This window comes from Nocardioides sp. LHG3406-4 (assembly GCF_049897745.1).
Taxonomy (GTDB): Bacteria; Actinomycetota; Actinomycetes; order Propionibacteriales; family Nocardioidaceae; genus Nocardioides.
Map to the genome: position 1 here is coordinate 23,865 of NZ_JAFCWV010000006.1, position 18,504 is coordinate 42,368.

The 18,504-nt window shown below is 72.8% G+C and carries 19 protein-coding genes; 12 read left to right on the plus strand and 7 right to left on the minus strand.

From position 1 onward, the window contains the following. Positions 1-5: 5 nt before the first annotated feature. The 5 genes from alr to ACP7BP_RS18775 are packed head-to-tail and all read left to right on the plus strand — an operon-like array spanning position 6 to position 4,163. Positions 6-1,142 (plus strand): alanine racemase, encoded by a 1,137-nt coding sequence (gene alr / locus ACP7BP_RS18755; RefSeq protein ID WP_426246820.1) that lies wholly within the window; start codon positions 6-8, stop codon positions 1,140-1,142. Continuing rightward, on the plus strand, positions 1,139-2,215 hold the full coding sequence (locus ACP7BP_RS18760; protein ID WP_426246821.1) for an alpha/beta fold hydrolase: 1,077 nt from the start codon (positions 1,139-1,141) through the stop codon (positions 2,213-2,215). The genes alr and ACP7BP_RS18760 overlap by 4 nt, the downstream gene beginning before the upstream one ends. Then, on the plus strand, positions 2,212-3,093 hold the full coding sequence (gene tsaE / locus ACP7BP_RS18765) for a tRNA (adenosine(37)-N6)-threonylcarbamoyltransferase complex ATPase subunit type 1 TsaE (RefSeq protein WP_426246823.1): 882 nt from the start codon (positions 2,212-2,214) through the stop codon (positions 3,091-3,093). Before ACP7BP_RS18760 ends, tsaE begins: the two co-directional genes overlap by 4 nt. A 9-nt stretch (positions 3,094-3,102) precedes the next feature. Beyond that, positions 3,103-3,741 (plus strand): tRNA (adenosine(37)-N6)-threonylcarbamoyltransferase complex dimerization subunit type 1 TsaB, encoded by a 639-nt coding sequence (gene tsaB, locus ACP7BP_RS18770; RefSeq protein WP_426246825.1) that lies wholly within the window; start codon positions 3,103-3,105, stop codon positions 3,739-3,741. Continuing rightward, positions 3,738-4,163, plus strand: a complete 426-nt coding sequence (locus ACP7BP_RS18775) for a GNAT family N-acetyltransferase (protein WP_426246827.1) — start codon at positions 3,738-3,740, stop codon at positions 4,161-4,163. The genes tsaB and ACP7BP_RS18775 overlap by 4 nt, the downstream gene beginning before the upstream one ends. Here the strand turns inward: ACP7BP_RS18775 and ACP7BP_RS18780 are convergent. Then, the gene (locus tag ACP7BP_RS18780) at positions 4,144-4,875 is read right to left on the minus strand and encodes a GNAT family N-acetyltransferase (protein WP_426246829.1); all 732 of its coding nucleotides are present in this window, start codon (positions 4,873-4,875) and stop codon (positions 4,144-4,146) included. The two genes, ACP7BP_RS18775 and ACP7BP_RS18780, sit on opposite strands and share 20 nt — an antisense overlap. Before the next feature lie 32 nt (positions 4,876-4,907). Between ACP7BP_RS18780 and tsaD the strand changes: the two genes are divergently transcribed. Beyond that, a complete protein-coding gene (tsaD, locus tag ACP7BP_RS18785; RefSeq protein ID WP_426246831.1) occupies positions 4,908-5,954 on the plus strand; it encodes a tRNA (adenosine(37)-N6)-threonylcarbamoyltransferase complex transferase subunit TsaD in 1,047 nt (348 codons plus the stop codon). Between the two features lie 41 nt (positions 5,955-5,995). Here the strand turns inward: tsaD and ACP7BP_RS18790 are convergent, their stop codons facing one another. Further along, complete coding sequence (locus ACP7BP_RS18790) at positions 5,996-7,390, minus strand: hypothetical protein (RefSeq protein WP_426246832.1); 1,395 nt, start codon at positions 7,388-7,390, stop codon at positions 5,996-5,998. Continuing rightward, positions 7,390-7,785: a hypothetical protein gene (locus ACP7BP_RS18795; RefSeq protein WP_426246834.1), complete on the minus strand. Its 396-nt coding sequence runs from the start codon at positions 7,783-7,785 to the stop codon at positions 7,390-7,392. Before ACP7BP_RS18795 ends, ACP7BP_RS18790 begins: the two co-directional genes overlap by 1 nt. A 145-nt stretch (positions 7,786-7,930) precedes the next feature. Between ACP7BP_RS18795 and ACP7BP_RS18800 the strand changes: the two genes are divergently transcribed. Further along, positions 7,931-8,527 (plus strand): hypothetical protein, encoded by a 597-nt coding sequence (locus ACP7BP_RS18800; RefSeq protein WP_426246836.1) that lies wholly within the window; start codon positions 7,931-7,933, stop codon positions 8,525-8,527. A 7-nt stretch (positions 8,528-8,534) separates the two neighbouring features. On the opposite strand, the gene ACP7BP_RS18805 is transcribed toward ACP7BP_RS18800, so the two are convergent. Further along, positions 8,535-9,680: a hypothetical protein gene (locus ACP7BP_RS18805; protein WP_426246838.1), complete on the minus strand. Its 1,146-nt coding sequence runs from the start codon at positions 9,678-9,680 to the stop codon at positions 8,535-8,537. Continuing rightward, the gene (locus ACP7BP_RS18810; RefSeq protein WP_426246839.1) at positions 9,677-10,186 is read right to left on the minus strand and encodes a SigE family RNA polymerase sigma factor; all 510 of its coding nucleotides are present in this window, start codon (positions 10,184-10,186) and stop codon (positions 9,677-9,679) included. The genes ACP7BP_RS18805 and ACP7BP_RS18810 overlap by 4 nt, the downstream gene beginning before the upstream one ends. 144 nt (positions 10,187-10,330) lie before the next feature. Here ACP7BP_RS18810 and ACP7BP_RS18815 point away from each other — a divergent pair, with 144 nt between their 5' ends. The 3 genes from ACP7BP_RS18815 to ACP7BP_RS18825 are packed head-to-tail and all read left to right on the plus strand — an operon-like array spanning position 10,331 to position 13,793. Then, a complete protein-coding gene (locus ACP7BP_RS18815) occupies positions 10,331-11,416 on the plus strand; it encodes an S-(hydroxymethyl)mycothiol dehydrogenase (RefSeq protein WP_426246841.1) in 1,086 nt (361 codons plus the stop codon). 8 nt (positions 11,417-11,424) lie between these two features. Next, the gene (locus ACP7BP_RS18820; protein WP_426246843.1) at positions 11,425-12,039 is read left to right on the plus strand and encodes an MBL fold metallo-hydrolase; all 615 of its coding nucleotides are present in this window, start codon (positions 11,425-11,427) and stop codon (positions 12,037-12,039) included. A 50-nt stretch (positions 12,040-12,089) separates the two neighbouring features. After that, on the plus strand, positions 12,090-13,793 hold the full coding sequence (locus ACP7BP_RS18825; protein WP_426246845.1) for a glycoside hydrolase family 3 protein: 1,704 nt from the start codon (positions 12,090-12,092) through the stop codon (positions 13,791-13,793). A 1-nt stretch (position 13,794) separates the two neighbouring features. Here the strand turns inward: ACP7BP_RS18825 and ACP7BP_RS18830 are convergent, their stop codons facing one another. Both ACP7BP_RS18830 and ACP7BP_RS18835 read right to left on the minus strand, forming a co-directional pair. After that, positions 13,795-14,994 carry a glycoside hydrolase family 6 protein gene (locus ACP7BP_RS18830; protein WP_426246847.1) on the minus strand — a complete coding sequence of 400 codons (1,200 nt, stop codon included), beginning with the start codon at positions 14,992-14,994 and terminating at the stop codon, positions 13,795-13,797. A gap of 53 nt (positions 14,995-15,047) precedes the next feature. Further along, on the minus strand, positions 15,048-16,232 hold the full coding sequence (locus ACP7BP_RS18835; protein ID WP_426246849.1) for a class I SAM-dependent methyltransferase: 1,185 nt from the start codon (positions 16,230-16,232) through the stop codon (positions 15,048-15,050). 221 nt (positions 16,233-16,453) lie between these two features. Here ACP7BP_RS18835 and groES point away from each other — a divergent pair, with 221 nt between their 5' ends. Beyond that, on the plus strand, positions 16,454-16,747 hold the full coding sequence (groES, locus tag ACP7BP_RS18840; RefSeq protein WP_116570841.1) for a co-chaperone GroES: 294 nt from the start codon (positions 16,454-16,456) through the stop codon (positions 16,745-16,747). Between the two features lie 92 nt (positions 16,748-16,839). Beyond that, entirely contained in the window at positions 16,840-18,459 is a 1,620-nt protein-coding gene (groL, locus tag ACP7BP_RS18845) for a chaperonin GroEL (protein ID WP_426246851.1), read from the plus strand. Positions 18,460-18,504 lie beyond the last annotated feature (45 nt).

The window sequence follows — 18,504 nt, forward strand, 5'->3', positions numbered from 1 at the left end:
CCGGCATGACCCGCCCGCGCGCCAGCATCAGCGTCGAGCTCGGCGCGATCCGGCACAACGTCGAGGTGCTGGCCCGGCTCGTGGCGCCCAGCGCGCTGATGGTCGTGGTCAAGGCCGACGGCTACGGCCACGGCATGGTGCCCGTCGCGCACGCCGCACGTCAGGCCGGGGCCCCGTGGCTGGGCGTCGCCACCATCGACGAGGCACTGCAGCTGCGCCGTGGCGGCGATTCCGGCCGGGTGCTGTGCTGGCTGACCGTGCCGGGGGAGGACTACGACACCGCCCTCCGCGAGGACCTCGACGTGACGGCGTACTCCGCCGCGGAGCTCGACGAGATCGCCGCGGCCGCCGAGCGGACCGGCATCGCCGCCCGTGTGCAGCTCAAGGTCGACACCGGGCTGTCCCGCGGCGGTTCGCCGACGGCCGTGTGGCCCGACCTGGTCGAGGAGGCCCGCCGCCTGGAGACGGCCGGCCTGGTGCGCATCACCGGCATCTGGTCGCATTTCGCGACCAGCGACGAACCCGACCATCCCGCCAGCGACGCCCAGCAGAAGGTCTTCGACGAGGCGCTCGACGTGGCCTTCGACGCCGGTCTGCGCCCGGAGCTCCGGCACCTGGCCAACTCCGCAGCCGCGATCTTGCGACCGGGCGCACGCTACGACCTGGTGCGGTGCGGCATCGCGGCGTACGGCCTCGACCCCGCCCCGGGCCGCACGCCGGACCTCGGGCTGGTGCCGGCGATGTCGGTGGTGACGCAGCTCGCGATGGTCAAGCCGCTGCGCGCGGGCGACAGCGTCTCCTACGGGCACACCTGGACCGCCGACCGCGACACCACCGTCGGCCTGGTGCCCGTGGGGTACGCCGAGGGCATCCCGCGGCACGCCGGCAACCGCGCCCACGTCTGGGTCGCCGGCAAGCGCCGGCCCGTGCGTGGGAGGGTCTGCATGGACCAGTTCGTGGTCGACCTCGACGGCGACCTGCCGGAGGCCGGCGAGCAGGTGCTGGTCTTCGGTCCCGGTACGGCGGGGGAGCCGACGGCGCAGGACTGGGCGGAGGCCAGCGAGACCATCAGCTACGAGATCGTCGCGCGCATCGGGGGCCGCATGTCGCTGCTGCATGTGGATTCAGGGGAGGTGGGATGAGCGTCAGGGGCAAGATCCTCGGGGCGGCAGCGGGTGCGGCCGGCATCGCGGTCGCGGGCACCGCGGTGCGCGTCGCCCAACGGCAGCGCGTCATCGCCCGCCGCGGCGCGGGCCAGGACACCCCGTTCGGCTCGCTGCGCTCGGATCCCCTCGTCGTCGTCGCCGACGACGGCACCGACCTGCACGTCGAGGTCGACGAGCCGTCGATCCGCGGCAGCCGCGCGGCGCCTGACCCGCAGCCGCTCACGGTCGTCTTCGCGCACGGCTACGCCCTCAACCTGGACTGCTGGCACTACCAGCGGGCGGCCTACCGCGGCCGGGTACGCAGCGTCTTCTACGACCAGCGCTCGCACGGCCGCTCGGGGCGGTCGCCCGTGAACCACTGCACGGTCGAGCAGCTCGGGGAGGACCTGCTGCGGGTCATCGAGGCCACGGCCCCGGGTCCCGTGGTCCTGGTCGGTCACTCCATGGGCGGCATGGGGGTCATCTCCCTCGCCCAGCACCACCCCGAGCTCTTCGGCGACAAGGTGGTCGGCGTCGCCCTCCTCTCGACGACCGCCGGCGGGCTCGACACCGGCCGCCTCCTCTTCCCGGTGCTGCCCCTGGGCCTGAGCGGCCGGCTGGTCGGCCGGGCGGTCTCGGCCCTCGGCCGCGGCCACCGGGTCGTCGACCTCCTGCGCAGCCGGGGACGCGACCTCGCCGAGGTGGTCACCGACGACTTCGCCTTCGGCCGGGACGCTCCCCGCGATCATGTGGACTTCGTGGTCGACATGCTCGACGCGACGCCGTTCTCCGTGGTCGCCGACTTCTGGCCGGCCTTCGCCACCCTCGACTCCTTCGACCACCTCGGCGCGCTGGCCCAGGTCCCGACGACGGTCATCGCCGGCACCGACGACAAGATCGTCGGCATCGGCCACAGCCGCCGGCTGCACGCCCGCATCCACGGCTCGAGCCTCCTGGAGGTCGAGGGCGCCGGCCACATGGTCATCATCGAACGGCCCGACGACGTCGCGGCCGAGCTCGACGACCTGCTCGACGCAGCCGGGCAGCTGATCGGCGGACGCACCGCGTGAGCCCGGACGTACGCCGCGTCGGACCCGACGCCGCCGAGGCGGTGCACGCCGTGGTGCATGCCGCGTTCGCCGGGCGTCCCGTGCTCGACCCGCCCGCCGACGCCCTGGCGGAGGAGCCCGCCACCCTCGCTGCCGCGCTCGCGCCTGCCCGCGGGCTGCTCGCCGAGATCGACGGCCGGCCCGTCGGCGCCGCCCTCCTCGATCCCGTCGGTCCCACGCTCTACCTGCGCCGCGTCGGCGTGCACCCCGACGCCCAGGACCACGGCGTCGCCCACGCCCTGGTGGCAGCCGCCCACGAGGCCGGCGCCGGCTTCACCGAGCTCGCGGTGCTCGCCCGTGAGGAGCTGCCCGCCACGATCGGGTTCTGGGAGTCCCTGGGCTTCCGGACCTGCTCGCGCGCCACGCCGTACGTCGAGCTGCGGCGCCCGCTCCCCACGGCGTACGACGTCCCGGACGCCGACGCCATGCGCGGGCTGGGGGAGCGGCTGGGCGCGTTGCTCGTGCCCGGCGACCTGGTGGTGCTCAGCGGTGAGCTCGGAGCGGGCAAGACGACCTTCACCCAGGGCCTCGGGGCCGGGCTGGGCGTGCGCGGCCAGGTCACGTCGCCCACGTTCGTCATCGCGCGCGTGCACCCGTCGCTGGTCGGCGGCGCCGGCCTCGTGCACGTCGACGCCTACCGGATCGGGGGGCTCGAAGAGCTCGACGACCTCGACCTCGACACCAGCCTGGACGGGGCCGTCACCGTGGTCGAGTGGGGCACCGGGCTGGCCGAGGGGCTGGCCGAGCACCGGCTCGAGGTCGAGATCAGCAGGTCGGTCGGCGCCGAGACCAGCCGGGACGGGCTCGACCCCCGCGTCGTCCGTCTCCACCGCAGGTAGGGTCGCTGCGTGCTGCTCGCCTTCGACACCGCGACCCCCCGGGTGACCGTCGCCCTCCACGACGGTGACGACGTGGTGGCTGAGCGCTCGGCCGAGCGGCCCATGAAGCACGGCGAGCAGCTCGCCCCCCTCATCGAGGCCGTGATGGCCGACGCGGGCATCGTCCGCCAGGACCTCACCGCCATCGCGGTGGGCGCCGGCCCCGGACCCTTCACCGGCCTGCGCGTCGGCCTGGTGACCGCCCGCACGCTCGGCTTCGTGCTCGAGATCCCCGTCTACGCCGTCTGCTCCCTCGACGTGCTGGCCGTCGAGGCGGTCGACACCGGCGCCGTCTCGACCGACTTCCTGGTGGCCACCGATGCCCGGCGCAAGGAGGTCTACATCGCCTCCTACGACGGCGACGGCGTTCGGCTGGCCGGGCCGGAGGTGCGCACCCCGGCCGACGTCGCGAGCGACGTGCCCGTGGTCGGCGAGGGCGCCCTGCTCTACCCCGACTCCTTCCCGCGACCCGCAGGACCCGACCGGCCCGGCGCCGGCTGGCTGGCGCGGGTGGTCAACGACGAGCGCGCCGAGCTGCTCGACCCCGAGCCGCTGTACCTGCGCCGCCCCGACGCCGTCGCGGGAGCGCCGCGCAAGCGCGTGTCGTGATCCGGCGCGCCACTCCCGACGACCTGGCCCTCCTGCTCGGGCTCGAGCGCGAGCTGTTCGCCGCAGACGCGTGGAGCGAGGCGCTGCTCGCGTCCACCCTGACCTCGGCACACGAGCGGGTGTGGGTGGCCGGGGAGGGGGCGGCGTACGTCGTCACGCGGGTCGTCGGCGAGCTGGCCGATCTCATGCGTATCGGCGTCGCCCCTGCCGAGCGACGTCGCGGCCTGGCGCGAGAGCTCCTGGGCGTGGCCATCGACCAGGCCGAGGCTGCCGGTGCCGAGCGCATGCTGCTGGAGGTCAGCGCTGCCAACACTGCGGCCGTGGAGCTCTACGCCGCGGTCGGCTTCGCCCGCATCGACGTGCGGGCCCGCTACTACGCCGACGGGGCCGACGCCCTGGTGCTCAGCCGGGAGCTGGGCTGACCGGCCCGGAGCGGAACGTGTAGGGGTTGGCGTAGCCGAGCGAGAGGTACGTCGCCACGGCCGGCGCGTTGTCGGCGTACGCCCCCAACGTCGCCACGCCCGGCGCCTCCGACTGGGCCAGGCGGGTCAGGCCCGCGCTCAGGTCGCGCCCCAGCCCGCGTCCCCGCGCCCCGGGGACCACCGTGACGGCCTGCAGCAGCCCGGCCCCGCCGGCCTGCCGGTGGACCGCCCCCACCGCGACGAGGGCGTCGCCGTCGCGGATGCCGAGCCAGCGGAGCCCCTCCCCACCCGGCCGGGCCCAGGCGTCGGGATTGCCGGCGTCGAGCACTGCGTTGATCTCGTCGGGGTCGCTGCACTCGACCACCTCGACGCGGGGCTCCGGGCCGGGCCGGTCGGCGTACATCCAGCGCCAGAGCCACGACTCGTCCTGCCTCCACGGCGACGCGTCGGCGACCTCGACGGGAACCGAGAGCCGGTCCGGCGGCTCGATCGCCGACGCGAGGTCGCGCATCAGGGCCACGAGTGGCTCCGCCTCGCCCAGGCACGTGAACGCCCTGGAACCGGGCGGCACGTCCCATCGCTCGCTCGCGTGCTCCACGATCGTCGCCCCGGCCGCCACCCAGGCGCGGGTGACCCTGGCCGGCCTCATCTGCCAGCGGACGAACCGCTCCGTGCTGGTGGCCGTCAGCTCGTCCCCGTCGATCTCGCGCACCGGCACATCATGCCGTCCGACACAATGGGTCCATGCGTGACGAGCCGTTGGTGCTGGGCATCGAGACCTCCTGCGACGAGACCGGGGTGGGCATCGTGCGCGGGCACACCCTGCTCGCGGACGCCGTGGCCAGCAGCGTCGAGGAGCACGCCCGCTTCGGGGGAGTGGTGCCCGAGGTCGCCAGCCGTGCCCACCTCGAGGCGATGGTGCCCACCATCGAGAGGGCCTGCGAGACGGCAGGGATAGCCCTGCGCGACATCGACGCCGTGGCCGTCACCAGCGGACCCGGACTGGCGGGGGCGCTGCTGGTGGGCATCGCCAGCGCCAAGGCTCTCGCGCTGGGACTGGGCAAGCCGATCTACGGCGTCAACCACCTGGCGGCGCACGTGGCCGTCGACCAGCTCGAGCACGGTCCGCTGCCGGAGCCCTGCCTGGCGATGCTGGTGTCCGGGGGCCACTCCTCGCTGCTCAAGGTCGAGGACGTCACTGTCGGCGTCGCACCTCTGGGCGCCACGATCGACGACGCCGCGGGCGAGGCCTTCGACAAGGTCGCCCGGCTCCTCGGACTGCCCTTCCCGGGTGGCCCGCACATCGACGCCGCGGCGGTGAGCGGGAACGCGGCGTACGTCGACTTCCCGCGCGGGCTCTCCTCGCGGCGCGACCTGGAGCGGCACCGGTTCGACTTCTCGTTCTCCGGGTTGAAGACCGCGGTGGCCCGCTGGGTCGAGGCGAAGGAGCGGGCGGGGGAGCCGATCGACGTCAATGACGTGGCGGCATCGTTCCAGGAGGCCGTGTGCGACGTGCTCACGCGCAAGGCGGTCGACGCCGCCGTCACCCACGGCATCGAGGACATCCTGATCGGCGGCGGCGTGGCCGCGAACAGCCGGCTGCGCGCCATGGCCGAGGAGCGGGCCTCGGCCCGCGGCATCCGGGTTCGGGTGCCCCGGCCGGGGCTGTGCACCGACAACGGGGCGATGGTCGCCGCGCTCGGTGCGGAGCTGGTGAGCCGGGGCCGAGCGCCGTCGGAGCTCGACCTGCCGGCCGACTCCTCGCAGCCCATCACGACAGTGGTCGCCTGACCCCTGCGGGGTTCAGACGACCACGGTCGATGTCGCTGGGTTCAGCTCAGCAGGCCGGACTCGGCACCCTCGTCGTCGATCCAGTCCTGCTCGAACTCCATGCCGGCTGCCGTAGCGGACCCGGACTTGTCCTTGCCCTTGCCCTTGCCCTGCGCGCCGCCGGTCCCGGCGCCGCCGCGGCCGGCACCCGCGCCGCGGCCACCTGCCGAGCCGCGCCCGCCCGCCGTGCCTGCTGCTCCGGCGCGTCCTGCGCTGCCGCCGCGTCCGGCTGCGCCGCTGCGTGCGGCGCCCGCACCCGCGCGGCCAGCCGTGCCGCCGGCGCCCGACAGGCTGCTGCCACGGCCAGCGCCCACAGTGCCGGCCGTCTTGCCGAGCGCGCCTGGCGCGGCGCTGCGGGTGCTGCTGCCGATCGGGCGCACCGACCCGGCAGAGCCTGACGTGGCCCCGGGCAGCTGGCCGCCGCGCAAGGTGCCGGCGAGTCCGCCGGCCAGACCACCGCCAGCACCGGCTGCCACGCCTGCGCCGACCGAGCCGCCGCTGAGTCCGCCGCCGCTGCCGCCGCCCACGGAGCCTCCCGACGTCGAGCCGAGCCCCCCGCCGAAGCCCCCGCCGTTTCCGCCGCCGCTTCCGCCGCCGGACTGGGTGCCGCCGCCGACGGTGGTCGTGCCGCCGCCGTTGCCGCCGCCGCCGTTGCCGCCGCCGCCGTTGCCGCCGCCGCCGTTGCCGCCGTTGCCGCCGCCGCCGTTGCCGCCGCCGCCGTTTCCGCCGCCGCCGTTTCCGCCGCCGTTGCCGCCGCCGTTTCCGCCGCCGCCGTTTCCGCCGCCGTTGCCGCCGCCGCCGGTGTGGGGAACGACCGGCGTGTGGCCGCCGCCCCCGCCGTCGTCGTTGTTGTCGTTGTTGTTGTCGTCGTCGTCAGGCACGTACCCGCTGATCGCGCGCATGGGCGGGATCGCGGTCTGGAACGTGGTGTCCATCTTGTCGGCCCACTTCGCAGCCTGCTCCTCCTGGGCGTTGAAGGCGCTCACGTAGTGCGCGTGCTGGGTGTCGTAGGCCGCCTGGGCCTTCTCCTCGGCCGGCGTGCTGGGGCCAGGAGTCCTGGTCGGCTTGGCCGGAGGAGTGATGTCGACCATCTTGTCCTTCGCGAGCCTGGCGTGCGTGATGACCAGGGCAGCGTCGGAGAGGGCGGTCGCGCCCTCGTTGAGGAGCGTCGACCGCGCGTTCATGGCGGTGGCCGCCTGGGAGAACTGGGAGTCGACCGCCGGACCGGTCTGACCGCCGATCTCCTCCTTGACCTTCGGGGACGCCTCGGAGAGTGCGGTGCTGATCGTCAACAGGATGTCGGCGCACCGCTTCCAGTCGGTCGCCATCGAGTTGACCGTCTCCTCGTTGGCACCGTTCATGTAGCTGTCGAGGCGCGCTCGCTGGGGTCCGGACATCAGTTGTCGCCTCCCTCGGGCGCCGGCGGGACCTGCCCCGAAGGGGAGAAGGTGGGCTGGGCGACCTTCTCGGTCGCCGCCTCGAATGCCTTCAGCGTGGCCGCGTTGGACTCGTCGGTGTCCTTGACGTCGTCGGCGAACTTCTGGATGTTCTGGCTGTAGCCGCGAAGGCCCGCCACCATCTCGATGATCTCCTTGGAGGCGACCTTCTGGGCCAGGCGGGCGTCGAAGGCCAGCTGGCTGCCCGTCGACGATGCGCCGAAGGCATCACCGGCGATGGGGTTGAGCTTGCGCTGCTCGAGGGCGTCTGCGTTCTCCTCGAGCATGGTCATGACCTCCTTGATGACGTCCTCAGGGACGTTCAGGACGCTCAGCGTGGACCCGACTTCTGCCATGAACATGATGCGTGTACCCCTTGGGCTCGATGGTGCGGCGCTACGACAGGGCGCATACCCCCGTGCCACCGTCTCAAACATGCCCGGTGCCACCAAGTTCGTCCCGCTTCCGTAGGGTGGGCGCGGCCTACTCGGAGGAGGTGCCATGGGGGCACGGAGCACGCTGGTCCCGCTCGCTGCCGTCTGCGGGACGGCCCTTCTGGTGCTGGCTGGGTGCGGTGGCGGCGACGAGCCGCGGGCGACGCAGCCGACCTCCTCGGCATCGGCCACGCCGACCCCCAGCGCGACCCCGACCCCGACCCCGTCGGCGGCGGCCGCGACCGGGCCGCTGCTGAAGATGGACGTTGCTCAGGTCAACCTGCCCGAGGGCTGGGTGAAGGTGGACCAGTTCGTGCCGTTGGCCGAGACCGGGCGCGACCCGGACGGCTTCGGCAACATCACCCTGACCGCCCGCGACTCGTTCGGGGGCTCCATCGACGAGCTGGCCAAGCTGTCGGCGACGAGCGGGGGTCGCAAGGGTGAGGTGCGACGGCTGCCCGACACCGAGCTGGCCGGGGTCCCGGTCTACCACCTGGTCGGCAAGCCGTCCGCACCCAGCTACCAGAGCTTCACCCTGGAGGAGTTCGGTGCCGTCTACGACGACACCGTCGTGACCTTGATCCTGAACCTCGAGCGCGGACTGCCCAAGGCGGAGCTGACGCGGATCCGCGACGAGGTCGTGGCCTCCTTCACTTGGAGGTGACGCCGCCTCACCGGTTGCCGCCGAGCGCGTACGGCCGCTCGTCCTCGGCCGCGTCCACCGGCGGCGCCGCCCGCCACATGGTGCCGAACAGGTCGACGCGCACGATGTCCCAGCGGCCCGTCGCGTAGGAGTAGCGGACGAGCAGCAGGTGGCCGTCGTCCTCCCAGGCCTGCGCGCCGATGAACCCGTTGTCGACGCGATAGGTGACGACCGGGTCGCCGGTCGTCGCCCGCAGCACCGTGACCGAGGTGAGGCCCATCCCGTCGCTGTCGGAGTTCGTGGCCGTCAGGTGGCGGCTGTCGGGGGAGAAGCGCAGGAGTGTGTAGTCGCAGCCCTTCCACATCACCTTGGCCTGCGGCACGTCGAAGACCTTGCTGCAGGCACGCCCCTCGTCGTACGACGTCTGGGTGGCAGCGAGGTAGCCGGACACGTCGTTGAGCTTGATGGTGTCGGGGGTGACGATGCCGGTCTGGCCGTCGGAGGCCACGAAGCGGGGCGGGCCCTCGCCGGTGTTGACGTAGACGGTGCACCCGTCGCCCTCCGACAGCAGGCAGCTGCCGTCGCCGAAGACGGCGGCCGGGGTCACTCCGGCGGCCTGCTGGTCGAGCTCGAGCCTGCCGCCGTCCCAGGCGGTCCACACCGAGCCGTCGGGCTCGGTCCAGGCAGCCGTGGTGCCGCTCTGGCTGACGACGAAGTGGTCGACGCCGGTCCGGGCCTCGGTGGTCCGCCTTTTGCCGTCGACGATGTGGAGCACTTGGTTGCCGTGCTCGGTGGTCACGCCCAGGAACAGCGAGCCGATTCGGACGAAGTGCTGGTAGTCCCTGCCGTCCCTCACCTCGATGCGGGGCCGAGCGCCACCCTGGGGTTCTGCCGGCACGGTCACGTCGACCGGCCCGGTCACGCTCGGGGTCGGCGTGCTGCTCGCCACCGGTCCAGGGGCCTTGTCGCCGCCGGGGGACGAGACGAACAGCGCCGTGGGTACGACGACGGCCGCCGCCGCGGCGGCCGCCACGACGGTCACGATCCGACGAGTGCGACGGATGCGACTCGCGCGCTGCCGGACGTCGTGCACGCTGACGTGGCCCGCGGGCAGCCGGTCCACATGGTCGTGAATGCTGTCTGCGATGCGGGTGCCGAGGTCGTCGTGGCTCATCTGTCCTCCTCCCGGAGACTCTGGGGCGCGCGCTCGCGGAGGGCCGCGAGGGCACGACTGGTCTGGGACTTCACGGTGCCGACGGAGATGCCGAGCACGTCGGCGGTCTCGGCCTCCGAGAGCTCCTCGTAGTAGCGCAGCACCACCACCGCGCGCTGGCGCGTCGGCAGGGTCTGCACGAAGGTCCACAGCCGTGCCGAGTCGCTGTGGTCCCGGGGGCCGGCGGCCGGCAGGTCGGGAAGGTCGTCGCTGGGGTGCTCTCGGCGCTTCCAGGCACGCCGCCACAGCGAGGTGTTCTCGTTGACCATGATCCGGCGCACGTAGCCGTCGAGCGACTCGCGGTCGCGCACGGAGTCCCAGGCGAGGTACAGCTTGGCCAGGGCCGTCTGCACGAGGTCCTGCGCGTCGTGCAGGTTGCCGGTCAGGGCGTACGCCGTGCGGAGGTGTGCCTGCTCGCGGGCGGCGAGGTACGACGCGAAGTCGGCGTCGCGGCTGCGACTGGCCACGGCTGTCCCCGTCCCTGTCCCCGCTCTGGCGGTGGTGTGCATCCTCGCCTCCCATCCTGCTCCGTGCCGGGTGCTGTCAGTGGGAAGACGCGGGCCTGTCAGGGTGGGTTGCAGAAAACTTCGGCAGCACGAGAGGGTCCAGGCATGCAGCAGGTCAAGGGCGTCGTCGCCCGCGCCAAGGGCGCACCGGTCACCGTCGAGACGATCAACGTCCCCGACCCGGGTCCGGGTGAGGCGCTGGTCAAGGTGCAGGCCTGCGGGGTCTGCCACACCGACCTCCACTACCGCGAGGGCGGCATCAACGACGAGTTCCCGTTCCTCCTCGGTCACGAGGCGGCCGGCGTGGTCGAGGCGGTCGGTCCTGACGTCACCGACGTGCAGCCCGGCGACTTCGTCATCCTCAACTGGCGGGCGGTGTGCGGCCAGTGCCGGGCATGCAGCCGCGGTGAGCCGTGGTACTGCTTCGCCACCCACAACGCCACCCAGAAGATGACCCTCGAGGACGGCACCGAGCTGTCGCCGGCCCTCGGCATCGGCTCCTTCGCCGAGAAGACCCTGGTCGCGGCCGGGCAGTGCACGAAGGTCGACCCGTCGGCCCGCGCGGCCGCCGTGGGGCTGCTCGGATGCGGCGTGATGGCCGGACTGGGCGCCGCCATCAACACCGGCAACGTCGGCCGCGGCGACTCGGTCGCCGTCATCGGCTGCGGCGGCGTCGGCGCGGCCGCGATCGCCGGCTCGGTGCTGGCCGGGGCGAGCAAGGTGATCGCCGTCGACATCGACGACCGCAAGCTCGAGGGGGCGCGCAAGCTGGGGGCCACGCACACGGTCAACAGCACGGACGGCGACCCGGTCGAGGCCATCCAGGCTCTCACCGACGGCAACGGCGCCGACGTCGTCATCGACGCGGTGGGTCGGCCCGAGACGTGGAAGCAGGCGTTCTACGCCCGAGACCTCGCCGGCACCGTCGTACTCGTCGGCGTCCCGACCCCCGACATGCTCGTGCCCGAGATCCCACTGATCGACGTGTTCGGGCGCGGCGGGTCGCTGAAGTCGAGCTGGTACGGCGACTGCCTGCCGTCGCGTGACTTCCCGATGCTCGTCGACCTCTACCTGCAGGGCCGGCTCGACCTCGACGCGTTCGTCAGCGAGGAGATCGCGCTCGACGAGGTGGAGACGGCGTTCGAGAAGATGCACCGCGGTGAGGTGCTCCGCTCGGTGGTGATCTTGTGAAGAACGTCGTGCGCGTAGACCGCGGTGCAATCTCCGGCACCTTCTCGCTCGACGGGGAGACCTTCGACGTCGACAACAACATCTGGGTCGTCGGCGACGACACCGAGTGCGTCGTGATCGACGCCCCGCACGACGTCGACGCCATCGTCGAGGTCGTGGGGGCGCGGCTGATCAAGGCGATCATCTGCACGCACGCCCACGACGACCACGTGCGGGAGGCGACGACGCTGCGGCACCGCACGCGGACGCCGATCCTGCTGCACCCCGCCGACCGGCCGCTGTGGGAGATGGTCCACCCCGACGAGCTGTGGGACGCCGACCTGGCTGACGGCCAGACGATCACCGTGGCGGGCACCGACCTGACCATCCTGCACACACCCGGGCACGCGCCGGGCGCCGTCTGCATCCACGTGCCCGACCTCGGCTGCGTGTTCACCGGTGACACGCTGTTCGACGGTGGTCCGGGGGCGACCGGCCGCAGCTTCAGCGACCGACCCACCATCGAGTCGTCGATCCGCACCGTGCTCTTCGCGCTGCCGGACGAGACCGTCGTGCACACGGGTCACGGGGACGACACCACCATCGGGGCCGAGCGGGCGCGTTCGGACGGGTGGACCGCCTGACCGCACGTTCGCGTCGCGGGACGGGTGGTCACGGGTGGCACGATGGGTCGATGCGTGAGCGCCGTGCCCTGACCTGCCTGCTGGCCTCGGTGGGTCTGGTGGCGGGCCTGCTGGGCGGGTGCACCTCCGACGACACGGGCGAGCCCGGAGCTCTCGTGTCGAGGCGTGCTGCAGCGCCACCGCCGACCCCGGTCGAGCGGCTCGGCCTCGTGCCCGGGTGGGGTCCCACCCCCGCCGAGCTCGAGGAGGCGGCCGGCTTCGTCGAGGACCTCGGCGTGCGCGACCTCGCCGGCCAGGTGATCGTGGCCCGCTGGCACGGCACCCGCGCCCCGACCGGTCTCGTGCGGCGGCTGCACCTCGGCGGCGTGATCGCGTTCTCCGACAACGTCACCTCCACCAACCAGATCCGTCAGGTCAACGCCGCCCTGCGTCGCGCGGGTGACCGGCCGTGGCCGCTGTTCCTCGCCGTCGACCAGGAAGGCGGCGCCGTCGAACGGGTCAAGGGCACGGCGACGAGGTTCCCGGCGTTCATGTCGGCCGGCGCGGCCCGCGACGAGGCGCTGACGCAGGCGGCGTACGCCGCGAGCGGCGCCGAGCTGCGGGGTCTCGGCTTCAACGTCGACCTCGGCCCCGACGCCGACGTCACCGTCGGACGCGCGGACCCGACCATCGGGGCCCGCTCGGCCGGCTCCGACCCGGCGCTGGTCGCGGCGCAGACGGCGGCGGCGGCCCGGGGGTTCGTCGCCGGCGGGATCGTGCCGGTCCTCAAGCACTTCCCCGGGCACGGGTCGGTGCTCGCCGACAGCCACCGCACCCTGCCGGTGCAGGAACGGTCGATGGCGAAGCTGCGGAGCACCGACCTGGTGCCGTTCGCCGACGCCGTCCGATCGGGCACGTCGGCCATCATGGTCGGCCACCTCGACGTCCGGGCCGTCGATCCCAGGGTGCCGAGCTCGCTGTCGCACCAGGTGGTCGACGGCCTGCTCAGGGACGAGCTCGGCTTCGACGGCTTGGCCGTGACGGACGCCCTGGACATGGCCGGGGTGCGGGCCGGCCGGTCACCGGCCGAGATCGCGGTCAGGGCGCTCCGGGCCGGCAACGACGTGCTGCTGATGCCCAGCGATCCGGCGGCCGCGCGGGCCGGCATCGTGCGTGCCGTACGGGAGGAGCGCCTGCCCCTCGATCGGCTGAAGCAGGCCGCGGCGCGGCAGATCGCGCTGCTGCTCCATCACCGCGCCACGGCCGCCCGCGGCGCGAAGCCGGGCTCCGGAGCCACCGCGTCCCGCGCCCTCTCGGCCGCTGCCGTCACGTCGGTCGCCGGACCGTGCGGCGGGCCGCTGCTCGCCGGTGCGGTGGTGCCGGTGGGCAGCCCGGTCGCGGTCGCCAACTTCCGCACCGCGGCCCGGCAGGCCGGGCTCGCGCTGGGCAGGATCACCTACGAGAAGCCGCCCAAGCCGCCCAAGCGCAAGAAGAAGAAGCTGCGCAGGTGGCGCAGGCTCGAGCCCACGCCCGTCTACCACGGCACGCCGATGGCGTTCACCGGGTACCGCGGAGCCGCCTCGTCGGCGCCGATCGTGATCGCCACCGACGCGCCCTACGTCCTGGGCCAGGTCAGCGCGGGCGTCCGGATCGCGACGTACGGCGAGACTCCCGGCGCCATGTCGGCACTGGTCGACGTGCTGCTCGGCAAGGCTCCCGCAACCGGCCGGCTGCCCGTCGTGGTCCCCGGGGCGCCGCGCCGCGGCTGTCAGTGAGTCAGTACGCCGTGCTGCGGGCGAGGTCGAGGGCCCGGTCGAGCTGGAAGGGCTGGTTCTGCATGAAGAGCCACGGCCGACCGAACCACAGGTAGCCGTCGACGTACTGCTGGGCCAGGGCGTTCGCCTTCGCCGAGAGCCCCCACGCCGGGTTGGCGACGTCGGTGGTCGGCGGGATGCCCAGGGTCACGCAGACCCGCTGCGTGGCGGTCTTGCAGACCGGGGCGTGGTCGTAGCAGGTGCCGGTGGCCTTGGCGAGGTTGCAGGTGTCCTTGCGCTGGTACTTCTTGTGGTACTCCCCGGCCTTGAAGCCGCGACCGTTCTGGGTGGTGTTGACGACCACCGTCTTGCCCGGCATCCCGCGCTTGGCCAACAGCTGCGAGACCTGCGCCCCGAAGACGACCTGGCGCTCGGTGCTGTCGTAGTGGGTGCCGTTGAGGGCGATGCCCCGGGCGTACTCCACGCCGCCGCGCACCGCGATCTTCGCCGCCTTCTTCGGGTCGTCCATCGGCCAGTCCGCTGCTCCGACCTCGACGTAGACGCTGGTGTTGGGCAGGGCGCTGAGGACGCGGGTGCCGTAGCTGATGAGCTGGCCGGGCAGCTTCGAGCCCTTCGGTGCGCACAGGACGAACGGGCCGTCCGGCTGCATCACCACGGCGACGTGGGCGGTGCCGATGGTCTCGGCGAGGGCGTCGATCCAGGCCCGGTAGGAGGCCTGCTCAGCTGCCGTGGGCAGCCGGCGGCACGCCTCCTGCTCCCACGGGACCATGCGGAAGACCGAGAGCTGCACGAGCGCCTCGGGGTCGCCGGCCTGGGCGACGGAGATGTAGCGGCCGACGATCTTGCGGACACCGGAGGTGCTGTTCCATGCGCCGAACCACGCGGCCTTGGGCTGGGTCGCCATCTTGGCGAGCAGGTCGCGGTCGGCACCGCTGGCAGCGTTGTAGGCCTCGATGGTCCGGTCGAGGTCGCCGATGCCCCACGTCCGGCCGGCGAGCGGGTTCGCGACCGTGCGGCTGGCGTACGCCGAGGCGTTGCTGGGCTGGGTCCGCACTTTCATCGCGGACTCCGACGCCGGCGGCGTGGCCGGCGTGGCGATGGCGTGCGCCAGGGCCGGGACAGCCAGCACCAGGACAGCTCCTGCGACGAGGGCGGCGCGCGTCAGCACGCGCCTGCTTGCGGGCATGCTCGGTCGCGTCATGTCGAGGACTGTAGGTGCGTTCCCCGATCGCCGCAGGCGGTTGCGAGGAGAGGTCAGAACGGCTGCACGAGCAGTGCGGTGCCCTGCCCCGCCACCCGGGTGAGCACCAGCGTGGCGGTCTGGTCGCCCCTGAGCGCCAGGCGCTTGCGCAGCTCCTCGGGCACGATGTCGACCCCGCGCTTCTTGATGGTGAGGCTGCCGACGCCGCGCTCGCGCAGCGCCGCCCGCAGCGGCTTCTCGCGGAAGGGCAGCTCCTCCAGCACCCGGTACGACGTCGCGAAGGGCGTGCGGTAGGACGCGTCAGAGGTCACGTAGGCGATCTTCTCGTCGAGCAGCCCACCGTCGACGCCGGCCGCGACAGCGGTGACGAGGCCGGCCCGGATCACCGCCCCGTCGGGCTCGTAGAGGAACTCGCCGATGCCGCGCACGGGCCTCGGCCGGCCGGCGTACGGATCGTCCTCGGTGGTGACCGAGGCGAGTCCGCCGGAAGCGATGACGGTGGCGCGGTGGGCGGTCGTGGCCAGGGTCGGCGACCAGAGCGCGGCCTCCTTGACCTCGCCGCGCTCACTGACCCACTCGGCCTCGACGCCGTCGGGCACCAGGTCGTGGGGGATCCCCGGCGCGACCTTGACCACCGCGCGGCCCCTCAGCAGGTCCGTCACGAAGGGCCACGGTGGGGTCCAGCCCTCGGCGTCGAAGACGCGGCCGCGCGCCCCGCGACGAGCGGGGTCGGCGAAGACCGCGCCGAAGCCGTCGACCGCCAGCGTGGTCGCGTCGGCGACCTGCACCGCGCCGCCGAGCCCCAGGGCCGCGAGGTTGGCCCGGGCCACCGCGACCCGCACCGGGTCGAGGTCGACTCCTGCCGCGGTCAGCCCGGCGCGGGCGAAGGCGACCAGGTCGCCGCCGATGCCGCAGCCGAGGTCGAGGACGGTGCCGGCCTCGGCCGCGACCAGCCGGGCGGCCCGGTGGGCGGCGACGCGGGGCCGGGTCGCCTGCTCGAGCGCCTCGGGTGTGAAGTACATGCGCACGGCGTCGTCGCCGAACTTCGCGACCGCCCGGGCCCGGAGCTGGACCTGGGTGAGCGCGGCACTGGCGCGGTCGGGGTCAGGCTCCAGCCTGCGGACCGCTGCCGCGGCCCGCACGGGGTCGGCGTCGGCGTCGACGTAGGCCTCCGTGGCGCGCTCCAGCACCTGCTGCCCGGGGTCGGTGAGCAGCCAGGCGAAGGTGTCGACGTCCATGCACGCATCCTCGCAGGGACCCCGCTGGCACTCAGCGGAGGCGAGTGCTAACGTCTGATCTGGCACTCTCGCCCCGAGGGTGCCAGCGCTTGCGACGACGTACGACCCCCGCGACGGCGTCCGTCATCCGCAGGCTCGAACGTCCCGGGAGCTCCGGCTCCCGTTCCGTCCCAGAAGCCACCCTGCAATGCGTAGGGCACAAGAAAGTGGAGGTCGACATCGTGTCGGTCAACATCAAGCCCCTCGAGGACCGGATCGTCGTCAAGCCCCTCGACGCCGAGCAGACCACGGCCTCGGGCCTGGTCATCCCGGACACCGCCAAGGAGAAGCCCCAGGAGGGCGAGGTCCTGGCGATCGGTCCCGGGCGCATCGACGACAACGGCAACCGCGTCCCGCTCGACGTCGCCGTGGGTGACAAGGTCATCTACAGCAAGTACGGCGGCACCGAGGTCAAGTACGCCGGTGACGAGTACCTCATCCTCTCCGCCCGCGACGTCCTCGCCGTCGTTTCCTGATTCCCGCATCGCCCGGGACGTCATACGGATGGAGCCCACGGTTCCTCGCTCCGTATGACGTCTTCGGGCGATGACTCTTTTAAGGAGCATGCATGCCCAAGATCCTGGAGTTCGACGAGAACGCCCGCCGTGCCCTCGAGCGCGGCGTCGACGCCCTCGCCAACGCCGTCAAGGTGACGCTCGGCCCCAAGGGTCGCTACGTCGTCCTGGACAAGAAGTGGGGCGCCCCCACGATCACCAACGACGGCGTCACCGTGGCCCGCGAGATCGAGCTGGACGACCCGTTCGAGAACCTCGGCGCCCAGCTGACCAAGGAGGTCGCCACCAAGACCAACGACGTCGCCGGTGACGGCACCACCACGGCCACCGTGCTCGCCCAGGCGATGGTGCACGAGGGCCTGCGCGCCGTGGCCGCCGGCTCCAACCCGATGGGGCTCAAGCGCGGCATGGACGCCGCGGCCGAGGCCGTGGGCGACGCGCTGCGCGAGGCTGCCCGGGAGGTGGACTCGAAGGAGGACATGTCCTCGGTCGCCACCATCTCGAGCCGCGACAGCATCATCGGCGAGCTGCTCGCCGAGGCCTTCGACAAGGTCGGCAAGGACGGCGTGATCACCGTCGAGGAGTCCAACACCATGGGCACCGAGCTGGAGTTCACCGAGGGCATGCAGTTCGACAAGGGCTACATCTCGGCGTACTTCGTCTCCGACCCCGAGCGGATGGAGGCCGTCCTCGACGACCCCTACATCCTGCTGCACCAGGGCAAGATCTCGGCCGTGGCCGACCTGCTGCCGCTGCTCGAGAAGGTCATCTCGGCCGGCAAGCCGCTGTTCATCCTGGCCGAGGACGTCGACGGCGAGGCCCTGTCGACGCTGGTCGTCAACAAGATCCGCGGCACGTTCAACGCCGTCGCGGTCAAGAGCCCGGCGTTCGGTGACCGGCGCAAGGCCATGATGGAGGACATCGCGACCCTCACCGGCGCGCAGGTCGTGGCCCCCGAGATCGGTCTCAAGCTCGACCAGGTCGGCCTCGAGGTGCTGGGCCAGGCCCGCCGCGTTGTCATCACCAAGGACAACACCACGATCGTCGACGGCTCGGGTGACCCGGCCGCCGTCGAGGGCCGGGTCAACCAGATCAAGGGCGAGATCGAGTCCACCGACTCCGACTGGGACCGCGAGAAGCTCCAGGAGCGCCTCGCGAAGCTGGCCGGCGGCGTGTGCGTGATCAAGGTCGGCGCCGCCACCGAGGTGGAGCTCAAGGAGAAGAAGCACCGCATCGAGGACGCCGTCTCCGCGACGCGCGCCGCGATCGAGGAGGGCATCGTCCCCGGCGGTGGCTCCGCGCTCATCCACGCCGTCAGCGTGCTCGAGGGCGACCTCGGCCTCACCGGTGACGAGGCCGTCGGCGTGCGCATCGTGCGCAAGTCTGCCGACGAGCCGCTGCGCTGGATCGCCGAGAACGGCGGCGTCAACGGCTACGTCGTGACCACCAAGGTGCGCGAGCTCGGTGTCGGCAACGGCTACAACGCCGCCACCGAGGAGTACGGCGACCTGGTCGCCCAGGGTGTTCTCGACCCGGTCAAGGTCACCCGCTCGGCGCTCGTCAACGCCACCTCGATCGCGGGCATGCTGCTCACGACCGAGACGCTGATCGCCGACAAGCCCGAGGAAGAGCCCGAGCCGGCGGCCGGACACGGCCACGGGCACGGTCACTGACCCTCTGCACCAGCTGCACCAGCTCTGACTGACCCGCCCGGGCGA